This is a genomic window from Chromobacterium alticapitis, assembly GCF_002924365.1.
GTDB lineage: Bacteria > Pseudomonadota > Gammaproteobacteria > Burkholderiales > Chromobacteriaceae > Chromobacterium > Chromobacterium alticapitis.
This window is the reverse complement of the sequence record NZ_PQWB01000063.1, coordinates 43,888-54,191: the sequence shown is the minus strand read 5'-3', so window position 1 is coordinate 54,191 and position 10,304 is coordinate 43,888. Positions and strand designations below refer to the sequence as shown.

General features: G+C 65.4%; 10 protein-coding genes and 1 rRNA gene. All 11 read left to right on the top strand.

From position 1 onward, the window contains the following. Positions 1-88: ribosomal RNA gene (gene rrf, locus C2I19_RS22990) — 5S ribosomal RNA — on the top strand; the annotation flags it as partial. Between the two features lie 245 nt (positions 89-333). Beyond that, a complete protein-coding gene (pilV, locus tag C2I19_RS14595) occupies positions 334-819 on the top strand; it encodes a type IV pilus modification protein PilV (RefSeq protein WP_158253718.1) in 486 nt (161 codons plus the stop codon). Further along, entirely contained in the window at positions 816-1,880 is a 1,065-nt protein-coding gene (locus C2I19_RS14590) for a PilW family protein (RefSeq protein ID WP_146056829.1), read from the top strand. Before pilV ends, C2I19_RS14590 begins: the two co-directional genes overlap by 4 nt. After that, positions 1,877-2,434 carry a pilus assembly PilX family protein gene (locus C2I19_RS14585; RefSeq protein WP_146056828.1) on the top strand — a complete coding sequence of 186 codons (558 nt, stop codon included), beginning with the start codon at positions 1,877-1,879 and terminating at the stop codon, positions 2,432-2,434. Before C2I19_RS14590 ends, C2I19_RS14585 begins: the two co-directional genes overlap by 4 nt. A 7-nt stretch (positions 2,435-2,441) precedes the next feature. Further along, positions 2,442-6,098 (top strand): pilus assembly protein, encoded by a 3,657-nt coding sequence (locus C2I19_RS14580; RefSeq protein WP_146056827.1) that lies wholly within the window; start codon positions 2,442-2,444, stop codon positions 6,096-6,098. Further along, positions 6,083-6,529, top strand: a complete 447-nt coding sequence (locus tag C2I19_RS14575) for a type IV pilin protein (RefSeq protein WP_146056826.1) — start codon at positions 6,083-6,085, stop codon at positions 6,527-6,529. Before C2I19_RS14580 ends, C2I19_RS14575 begins: the two co-directional genes overlap by 16 nt. After that, the gene (locus tag C2I19_RS14570; RefSeq protein ID WP_103903416.1) at positions 6,514-7,095 is read left to right on the top strand and encodes a GspH/FimT family pseudopilin; all 582 of its coding nucleotides are present in this window, start codon (positions 6,514-6,516) and stop codon (positions 7,093-7,095) included. The genes C2I19_RS14575 and C2I19_RS14570 overlap by 16 nt, the downstream gene beginning before the upstream one ends. A gap of 118 nt (positions 7,096-7,213) precedes the next feature. Next, the gene (gene rfaE2, locus C2I19_RS14565; protein ID WP_103903415.1) at positions 7,214-7,714 is read left to right on the top strand and encodes a D-glycero-beta-D-manno-heptose 1-phosphate adenylyltransferase; all 501 of its coding nucleotides are present in this window, start codon (positions 7,214-7,216) and stop codon (positions 7,712-7,714) included. Next, entirely contained in the window at positions 7,711-8,676 is a 966-nt protein-coding gene (locus C2I19_RS14560) for a biotin--[acetyl-CoA-carboxylase] ligase (RefSeq protein WP_103903414.1), read from the top strand. Before rfaE2 ends, C2I19_RS14560 begins: the two co-directional genes overlap by 4 nt. Next, the gene (locus C2I19_RS14555) at positions 8,673-9,386 is read left to right on the top strand and encodes a type III pantothenate kinase (protein ID WP_103903413.1); all 714 of its coding nucleotides are present in this window, start codon (positions 8,673-8,675) and stop codon (positions 9,384-9,386) included. Before C2I19_RS14560 ends, C2I19_RS14555 begins: the two co-directional genes overlap by 4 nt. Next, a complete protein-coding gene (locus C2I19_RS14550) occupies positions 9,386-10,243 on the top strand; it encodes an SPOR domain-containing protein (RefSeq protein ID WP_103903412.1) in 858 nt (285 codons plus the stop codon). The genes C2I19_RS14555 and C2I19_RS14550 overlap by 1 nt, the downstream gene beginning before the upstream one ends. The last annotated feature ends 61 nt before the right edge of the window (positions 10,244-10,304 follow it).

Below are 10,304 nucleotides of genomic sequence, written 5' to 3'. Positions count from 1 at the left end.
CGCCTTCCCATCCCGAACAGGACCGTGAAACATCTTAGCGCCGATGATAGTGTGGCATTCGCCATGTGAAAGTAGGACACCGCCAGACGCCCCATAAGACAAAGCCCAGCTCAAACGAGCTGGGCTTTGTGCATTGGCGCGCGCGAAGCGCCAAGCCGCCCTCCAGCGAGCCCCGCCAGGATACCCTGCCGGGGCTTTGCTGCTTGGGACGGTCACCCTCTTGTTTCCCCACCCGTCGTCTGTTTTCCATCTTTCATCGACTTGTATTGTCCTTCGCCGCGGGGCCTTGGCTATGCTGAAATGAGCGCCGGCTTGGCGCAGCGGGAATGGGGGATGCATATGCAATGCTGGCGCGGGAGGGCGATGGCTGGCTTCACCATGCTGGAGGTGCTGATCGCGCTGCTGGTGCTGGCCATGGGCGTGCTGGCGGCGGTGGCGGTGATGTTGAACGCTACGCGGGCCAGTGGCTCCAGCTATCTGCGGCAGATGGCCACGCAATACGCTTATGACATGACTGACCGGATGCGCGCCAATTCCGCGCAAGTGGGCGCAGGCGCTTACGATGTCGCCTCCGGCGCCGCGCCTTCAACCTTCCAGAGCAATTGCGTGTCCACTGTGTGCAGCGCGGCGACGATGGCCGCGTTCGACAAATACCAGTGGCTGACCGATTTGCAGAATAATTTGCCGGGCGGCACCGGCAGCGTCTATCAGCCGGCGGGCGCCGCGACGACTGAAAGAGTGGTGCAGGTCTGGTGGACGGACGGCGGGGTGGGCCGCGGCGGGGTTCAGCAGTCCGTCGCGGTGAGGAGCATCATGTGAGCCGATTGCGACGCTCATCCGGTTTCTCCCTGGTGGAGCTGATGGTGGCGATCACCATAGGTTTGCTATTGCTGACTTCTCTGGTTGGCATCATGGTGGTGGGGCGCAAGGACTATTCGGTCGACTCTGCTCAGGGCGAGCTGCAGAGCGCGGGCTCCACCGCAGCGAATTTGATCGCGCAAAGCGCGCGCCAGGCGGGTTTTTTCGGCTGTTCGGGCAGCAGCACCTCGTATCAACTGGCGGCCGCTAACGGCGTGCTGGGCAATTTCACTTCGCCGGTCACCGGTTATGACGCGGTGCTTGCTTCATCCACGCTGACCCTGAACAGCCTCAACCCCGCCAACGACAATAGCCTGGCCGACTGGAGTCCGTCGTTGGATGCCAGCCTGCAGGGGCGGGTAGAAAAGGGCAGCGATGTGATGATTTTCAGCGGCCAGACCAATGGCTCGGCGCCGCTGTGGGTGAATGCCTATGCCTCGGCCGGCGCGACTTCGCTGCCGACCCAATCGACCAGCGGCGTGGCGACAAAGAATCTATTGTCGGTGTCCAATTGCGGACACTCTTCCATCATGCAAGTCAGCGGCGTGAATGGCGCCAGCGGCGCCATTACTCTGAGCCAGGCGCTGGACAGCGATTTCCCGCCGGGCTCGGTGGCGGCGCCTCTGGCGCAAACCGCCTATTTCGTGGCCCAGGCGACGGGCGCGCAGAGCGCGCTGTATCAGGCCACCTATGACGGCACTACGGCGGGCTGGCAGCTCGCGCCCATCGTGCCGGGAGTGGACGCGCTGCAGGTCTGGTATGGGATAGGCTCAACGCCCGGCGTCACGACGGAGTATGTTCCGGCGAGCCAGGTCGCCAATTGGAGCCAGGTGAACAGCCTGCGCATAGGCATGCTGCTGGAGGGAGCGCAAGGGTCGGCGCCGGCTTTGGCCGGCATAGGCAATGGCTGCGGAAACCCAACCAGTTGGACCGTGCTGGGGGCCACCGTGGTGGTGCCGTGCGACACCCGGCTGCGCCATGTCTACACCATGACGGTTTCCTTGCGGAATGCCGGGCTATGAGGCGCGCAAACCGGCGAGTGGCGGGGGGGAGACAGCGCGGCGTGGTGTTGATCGTCGCGTTGATCTTTATGCTGGTGATCATGATTCTGGGCCTGGCCGGCAGCACGCAGTCCATCAGCCAACTGCATATGGTCAGCAACAATACGCAGTACCAGAGCAATCTGGAGCTGGCCGAGGGCACTTTGCGCCAAGCCTACTCCTCCATGCTGCAGGGCGGTTTCGCCAGTCAGACCTTCACCGTGGCCGGCAATAACGGTTATTACCAGTTCAATTCGAGCGCGGCGCCGGCTTGGCAGCAAAACCTGAGCAACGCCGCTTTCTGGAGCGATGCGACCAAGGCGGTTCCCGGCTACACCGGCACGCCGGCGAATCCGGCCGTGGCCAGCAGCTATGTGGTGGAAAGCATGCCGGCTTCCTGCCGGGCTGGCGTCAGCTGCGGCAATCGCGGCATTTATGGCCAGATGGCCGGCAGCAACAATTACCGGGTCACGGCCCGGGTGGCGACCAGCGGCGGCGCGAGCCCCGTGGTCTTGCAAGCGATATTCATGCAATGAGGCCGACATGGAGAATCGGAAGCGGGCGGCGCGGGCGATGGGAGGCATCTTGCTGCTGGGCAGCTTGCTGCTCGCCGCCTACTGGGTGCGGGGGGGCGGCTCCACCGCCACGCTGGCCATTTCCCAGGTGCCGTTGATCATCACTTCGCCGGCGCGGCCGCAGGTGGTGATCGCGGTGACCAATTCGGAATCCATGGATGGCAGCACCATCACCTATTGCAATGGCACCGGCAATAGCGGCGCCAATTGCAACAACGGCTTTTCCTCCACCTATACCGGCCGCGGCGGCGCCTTGCTGAGCGGCAGCGGCGCGGTCAGCGCGTTGTCCGGTTCGGCTTCGCCGGCCAATTATCCGGTGCCGGCCAACTTCACGCCGCCGGTGAGCGGCGGCGCGGCGGGCAGCATGCAGCCGTACACTTCGTCGATTTCGGGCGGCAAGCTGGCCGATAACAGCCCCTCCCGGCTCAATGTGGCCAAGGCCGGCATCCTGTCCATTTTGAATACCTACCTCGCTACGACGGACTTCGGCCTGCTGTCTTATCAGATCAGCGGCACCTCGTTGTATACCACCTGGGTATATTACATGTCGCCGGCGGGCGGCTTTGGTTTCACCAATACGCCGACGGCGACCAGCAGCACCGACACGGTGCTGAATCCCTGCTATGGCTACAGTTCGTCCTCGTCGTCCACGGTGAAGAGCGATTGCGGCTCCATCGCCAGCGCGCTGGGCGCCAGCGCCAGCACGGTAGGCGGTTCGCAGTACATGACGGTGGGGGCTACCAGCGACGACGCCAATATCAATGACGTGTTGTACAGCTCTGGCCTCGATCCGGTTTTCATGACCTACGGCACGGTCAGCCCGAGCAATCCCTATAGCTATTATTCGCTGAATAGCTACAAGAATGGCTCGGTGGTCGTGTCGTATAGCCAATTGGCGCCAGGCGGACATACTTCCTGGGGCACCTCGCCCACCAACGCCGGCTTTGTGCCGTTTTCGCCGCAGGTGATGTATGCCCAGCGCGGTTGGGGCTATGGCGGCTCGCAGTCGTACAGCGCCGCCGCCACCAATGTGGCGATGACCAATCTGGGCAGTCCTTCGGCCAGCCAGCTCACCAGCGCCTACAACACCTTTGTGCCTTTCCTGCAGCCGGAAACCAATTCCGCCAGCAGCGGCGAAATCAAGTCCGCCGCCGGGCAATCGCCTATCTACGCGTTGTTGAAGACGGCGCAGGGCGCATTTACCAGCGGTAGTTCCTCCAGCAGCGGCTGCACCCCGCAAAAATACGTGGTGCTGATCACCGATGGCCTCCCTACCCAGGACAAGAACGGCAACTATTGGCCGCCTGCGGGCAGCGCGGCGGCGACCGGCTACGGCGTGACCGCCAGTTTCAACGCGGATGGTTCCCTGAACTCCGGCTCCACCAATGATCAGGCGCTGCTGGACGCGATCAGCCAGATCCAGACCCTGGCCGCCAGCGGCATCAAGACCTATGTGATCGGCCTGGGCGCAGGGGTGGCGCCGGCTACCAATCCCACTGCGGCGCAGACGCTGACAGCGATGGCGGTGGCCGGCAATACCGGGGCCTATTATCCGGCGGTGAATCCGGCCGCCTTCAGCACGGCCCTGGGCGCCATCCTGGTGCAAATACAGAAGGGCAGCTATGACCAGGCCTCGGTGGCGCTGAACAGCACTACGCTGAGCACCAGCGCCCAGGCTTTCCTGGCCAGCTTCAATCCCAGCGACACGCCGTACAGCGACTGGACCGGCAACCTGGCGGCCTACTCGCTGACGGCCAACAATGCGCTGAGCGTGTCGTCCAACGCCTCCTGGCAGGCGCAGACGCAACTGGACACGCTGGCGGGCGGCACGGGGTGGCAAAATGCGCGGCTGATCGCGGCCTGGGATGGTGTCAACAAGAAGGGCGTGCCGTTTGAATGGCCGGTTTCCGGCTCAGCGGGCATCAACAGCACGCAGCAATCCCAGTTGCAGCCATCGGACAGCAAGGGCAGCCTGCGGCTCAACTATCTGCGCGGAGACCGCTCGCAGGAGGCGCAGAACGGCGGCGGCTTCCGCAACCGCAGCCATCTGCTGGGCGATATCGTGGACAGCGGTCCGGTGTATGTCGGCAAGCCGGATGGGCCGTATACCGATGCCAGCTATCTGAGCTTCACCAACGCCAATGCCAGCCGCACGCCTTTGATCTACGTAGGCGCCAACGACGGCATGCTGCACGCCTTCAACGCCAATACCGGCAACGAGGCCTTCGCCTTCGTGCCCAACGGCGTGTTCGCCAATCTGTACCAATTGGCGGCGACCACCTACAACAACAATCACGTCTATTTCGTCGATGGTTCGCCGCAGGCCGGCGACGTGCAGTTCAGCGACAGCAGCTGGCACTCCATCGTCGCTGGCGGACTAGGCGGGGGCGGGCAGACGATTTACGCGCTCGACGTCACCTCGCCGTCCAGCCTGACGACGGAAGCCGCGTTGGCCAGCGCCGTGCTGTGGGAGTATGGCGACAGCGGCATGGGCTATACCTATGGCCGCCCAGCCATCGCCCGCATCAATGCCGCGCCCGGCTATGCGGTGTTTTTCGGCAATGGCTACGCCAGCAGCGGCAACCATGCCATTTTCTACGCGGTGAATCCGCAAACCGGCGCCACCCTGGCCAAGATGGACCTGTGCGCGGTGGTGAGCAGCGCCTGCAATAGCAGCGCGCCGCAGGGCCTGTCCGGCGTGGTGGCAGTCAACAGCAGCGGCAATGCCGGCTCCGCGGTGGACATGGTGTACGCGGGAGATTTGCAGGGCAATGTCTGGGCGATCAATGTCGGCAGCAGCAGCCCGGCCAGCTGGTCGGCGCGGCTGTTGTTCACCGCGACGGACAGCGGCGGCAATCACCAGCCCATCACCGGCGCGCCGGCGGCGACGCTGAATCCCAATTTCCCCAAACAGAAGGGGACGATGGTGTACTTCGGTACCGGCCAGCTATTGACCCAGACCGATCTGAGCAATGCCAATACCCAAGCTTTCTATGGCGTGTACGACAATCTGAGCGTCAGCGCGCTGACGCCGGCCAAGCTGGTACAGCAGGCGGAGACGGCAATCGCCACCACGGTTTCGGGTTTCCCGACCACCACCATTTCCTCCACTACTTATAACTGGCAGGCGCCCAACCCGCCGCTGAGTTGCGTAGTCGGGAGCACCTGTCCGACATTGTACGGCTGGTATTACAACCTGAGCTTCGGCGGCAGCGGCATGCGGGTGCTGACCGATCCGCAGGTTTTCGCCGGCAACGTGGTGTACACCACCTTCACGCCATCGTCCACGCCCTGCACCAGCGGCGGCCAGTCTTATCTGATGTCGTCCTATTACGCCACGGGCGGGCCGCCATTGCAGCCCTTCCTCGACGCCAACAGCGACGGTGTGGTCAACGGCCTGGATATTTACAGCCAGTTGCCGTTGTCCGGCGTGCTGCTGGGCAGCTTTTTCGCCTCCACGCCGGCTTTCGTCACATCGAACGCGGGGGGGTATTCGGCCAGCATCCTGGTGGGCGGCGGCAACAGCTCCAGCCGCAACAACTGCGCCAATGGCAAGCTGAGCTGCACCAGCAGCAGCCCTTCGCAGCAATATTATTCCTGGAGCGGCTGGTGGCAGATATTGTGAGCGGACGGACCAAGGAGGGCGGCATGCGCGGCGTGAGCCTGATCGAGCTGGTCATCACGATGGCGGTGATAGGCATCCTGACGGCCATCGCCTATCCCGCCTATACCAGCTACCTGCAGCAGTCGCGGCGCAGCGACGCCATGCAGGCGCTGACCCTGGCGCAATCGCAGATGGAACAGTGCTACGCGCAGTACTTCGCTTACAACAACGCCGCCTGCGCGGTCAGCGCGACGTCGCCCAGCGGCTATTACACGGTGCAGATCGCCTCCGGTGCCACGGCCAGCAGCTATTCGCTGACGGCGACCGTCGTCGCTGCCGGCCTGCAGGGACGGGACAGCAGCTGCAACAGCTTCACTATCAGCAATGCCGGCATCAAGAGTGCGACCAACGCGCAAGGCGGGGACAGCAGCAGCACTTGCTGGCCGAACTGAACGGGGGCGGCATGAAAGGGGACGCGATGGGCGGCTTCTCGCTGATTGAAACGATGATCGCCATCGGCGTGCTGGCCATCCTGCTGGCGATGGCGACGCCGTCCTGGCAGGCTTTCATTCAGGACGCGCGGCTGACCGGACTGCGCGACAACCTGATCACCGCGCTGGACCAGGCGCGCGCCACCGCGTTGGCAGACAACAACGTGGTGACGGTCTGCCCTTACAACCCCGCGGCCAACAACAGCTGCGGAGCCAACTGGAGCGCCGGCTGGGCGGTGCTGGAGCAGCAGGGCGCGGGGCAGGTGCTGTTGAAGGCGCAGCCGCTGACAGCGGGCGGCGCGCCCACCATAGGCAGCCAGGTGACGGGCGGCAGCGCCGCCATCGCCAGCGTCAGCTTCAACCCCAAGCCGCCTTACGTGGCCGTGGGGCAGACCGGAGACTTCCGCGTGTGCGACAGCCGCGGCGCGGGCTCGGCGTTGTCGTTCAATTTGCAGACCAGCGGTTATGTGCAGATCGCCACTGTAGCCGGCAGTACGCTGGGGGGAGCGGCTCTGAGCTGCCCCTAGCCCGGAGTTGGGCAGGCGGGGGCGTCGGTGGTATGCTTCGCCACTTATCCCGTTTACCGGCCCGGCGATGACAGGCGGCTTCCATGCCGCGCCGGGCCGCGCTTACGCAAGGAAGAGCATGAGCTACCCGTCGCCGTCGTTTGAAGACAAGATCTGCCCCCCGGAACAATTGGCCGAGCGGCTGGCCGCGTTGCCGCGGCCGCTGGTGTTCACCAATGGTTGCTTCGACATCCTGCATCGCGGCCATGTCACCTACTTGGCGCAGGCGCGCGCGCTGGGGGCCAGCCTGGTGCTGGGGCTGAATACCGACGCTTCGGTCAAGCGCCAGGGCAAAGGCGACGACAGACCGATCAACAACGAACTGAATCGCGCGGCGGTGCTGGCGGCGCTGGAGAGCGTCAGCCTGGTCACCTGGTTCGACGCCGACACCCCGGCCGAGCTGATCGAGCAAATCCAGCCCGACGTGCTGGTCAAAGGCGGCGACTGGAGCGTGGACAAGATCGTAGGCAGCGCCGAGACGCTGGCGCGCGGCGGCCAGGTGCACTCCATTCCCTTCCTGTTCGACACCTCCACCACCCAGACGCTGAACAAGATCCGCGCCAGCGAGGGCAAGGCGTGAGCGAGCACGCCTTCGCGGTGCTGCGCCACCTGTCGGACGGCCGCTTCCACTCCGGCGAGGACATCGCCCAGGCCCTGGGTTGCTCGCGCACGCTGGTGTGGCAGGCGGTGCACGCCATAGAGGGCGAACTGGGCTTGACGGTGTTCAGCGTGCGCGGCCAGGGCTACAAGCTGGCCCGGCCTTTCGCCTGGCTGGATGTGGCTGAAGTGCGCGCCGGGCTCGACGAGACGGCGGCGGAGGCTTTCACGCTGGCGGTGGCCGAGCGCACCGACTCCACCAACAGCCAGCTGATGGCGCGCGCCGGCAACGGCGGCCTGCATGGCCTGGTGTTGGCCTGCGAGCTGCAAACCGCCGGCCGCGGCCGGCTGGGCCGGCGCTGGCAGGCACGGCTGGGGGCCGGGCTGACCTTCTCTCTGCTGTGGCGCTTCGAGCGCGGCATGGCGGAGCTGGCCGGCCTGTCTTTGGCGGTGGGCGTGGCGCTGGCGCGCGCCCTGCGCGGGTTGGGCGCGCCGGTGGAATTGAAGTGGCCCAACGATGTGCTGTTGGATGGCCGCAAGCTAGCCGGCATTCTGATTGAGCTGTCCGGCGACGCGCTGGGCCCCGCCGCGGTGGTAATAGGCATAGGCGTCAATGTGGCCGATCCGGGCGAGGTGGACCAGCCGGTGGCCACGCTGGAGCAGGGAGGCGCGGCGCCGGGCCGCAACCGGGTGCTGGCGGCCCTGCTCAACGAGCTGGAAAAAGTGCTGGCGGATTTTGACCGCAACGGCTTCGCGCCGCTGCGCGACGAGTGGTGGCGGCTGTCCGCCCACCAGGGCGCGCCGGTGCGGCTGGCTTTCTCGCATGGCGAGCCGGTGGATGGCGTCGCCTGCGGCGTGGCGGACAACGGCGCCCTGCAGTTGGAGACGGCGCAGGGCATGAGGACTTTCCATATCGGCGAAGTCAGTCTCAGGGAGCGCCGATGAAATTATTGATCGACGCCGGCAATAGCCGGGTCAAATGGGCGGTGTACCAGGGCGCGGACTGCGTGGCGCAGGGCGCGGCCGAGCATCACGAACTGGCGGGCCTGGCCGATATCTGGCGCGGCTTGCCGCTTGAGGGCGCCTGGATGTCGTCGGTGGCGCGCGGCGAAGTGGCAGACGCGCTGGCCGCGGCCGCGCCGTGTCCGCTGCATCGCGTGCATTCGGCGCGCCGTTTCGGCGAGGTCTGTAACCATTATCGCAACACCGACGAGCAGGGCGCCGACCGCTGGCTGGCGGTGCTGGCCGCACGCGAGATATTGCGCGGCGATCTCGTCGTCGCCTGCGCCGGCACCGCGCTGACGGTGGAGACGCTGACCGCCGAGGGCGACTATCTGGGCGGTCTGATCCTGCCCGGCCACGGCCTGATGCTGCAAAGCCTGGCGCAGGGCACGGCCAATCTGAACCGGCAGCTTGGCGAAGTAGTGGACTTCCCGCAAGGCACGCAGGACGCGCTGGCCAGCGGGGCGATGGCCGCCCTGGCCGGCGCGATAGAGGGACAGCGCGGCAAGCTCGCCGCGCGCACCGGACGGCCGCCGGCCACGGTGATCCTGACTGGCGGCGACGCGGCCCGCATCGCGCCTTGGCTCGCGGCGCCGTTGCAGATCGTGGATAATCTGGTGTTGATCGGATTACTGAAGGTGGCGAACTCGTGATGAAGTGGCTTGTGGCGCTGGTAGTGGTGCTCAACCTGTTGGTGGCCATGTATGGCACGCTGAAGCAGCGCGCGCCGCTGGACATCCATGCCCAGGAAGTGAGTCCCGGCCTGGTGCGGCTGTTGCCGCCGAGCTGGAAGACCGACGCTTCGGCCGCCCAGGCCAGCGCGCCGGCCGCCGCGGCGTCGGCGCCTGTCGCCGGCAAGCCCGCGGCGAGCGCGCCAGTAGCGCAAACCAAGGCGGAAGCCTCCACGCCGGCCGTCAAGGCGCCGGAAAAACCGGCGCAGAAGCCGGCGGAGGCTGCGGGCAAGAAGCCGCAAGATAAGCCTGCCGAGAAAGCGGCTGAAAAACCAGCTGACAAACCGGCCGAAAAAACAGCGGCGCAAGAGAAAGCCACGGCCTGCTATCGCTGGGGCGCGCTCAACGACAGCCTGCTCGCGCGAGTCAAGGGCGGCATGCCGCAGCTGAAGCTGAAGGCGGGCCAGCTGCAGGAAGACAGCAAGGACGAGAACAAGGGCTCGGGCAAGTTCTGGGTGTATTACCCGCCGCTGGCCACCCAGTCCGAAACCAAGACGCTGTCAGCGGAGCTGAAAGACAAAGGCTTCGACAACTACATCGTCGGCAATGACGAATTCAAGGGCAATCTGTCGCTGGGCCTGTTCGGCCGGGAAGAGGCCGCCAAGACCCTGGTGGCGCGGCTGAAGGCGGCTGGCTACGACAAGGCCGTGGTCAAGTCCAAGAGCGAGCCGGCCAAGATGACCACGCTGTCCTTCAAGGCGCTGGACGCGACGCAGGCCGAGCATCTGAAGGCGCTGCAGAAGCGGCTGACGCCGGGCATTCCGCTGAAGGGCTGCTGAGCGGGGCGTTTTCCGGGCGAAGTTTGATCCAGCGGCTTGCCAAGGCGCATGCTGCGGCGCA

Bases quoted from the DNA above. Each gene is read 5' to 3' on its own strand.
- C2I19_RS14580 (WP_146056827.1), top strand. From the start codon at position 2,442: ATGGAGAATCGGAAGCGGGCGGCGCGGGCGATGGGAGGCATCTTGCTG.
- pilV (WP_158253718.1), top strand. From the start codon at position 334: ATGCATATGCAATGCTGGCGCGGGAGGGCGATGGCTGGCTTCACCATG.
- rfaE2 (WP_103903415.1), top strand. From the start codon at position 7,214: ATGAGCTACCCGTCGCCGTCGTTTGAAGACAAGATCTGCCCCCCGGAA.
- C2I19_RS14585 (WP_146056828.1), top strand. From the start codon at position 1,877: ATGAGGCGCGCAAACCGGCGAGTGGCGGGGGGGAGACAGCGCGGCGTG.
- C2I19_RS14555 (WP_103903413.1), top strand. From the start codon at position 8,673: ATGAAATTATTGATCGACGCCGGCAATAGCCGGGTCAAATGGGCGGTG.
- C2I19_RS14550 (WP_103903412.1), top strand. From the start codon at position 9,386: ATGAAGTGGCTTGTGGCGCTGGTAGTGGTGCTCAACCTGTTGGTGGCC.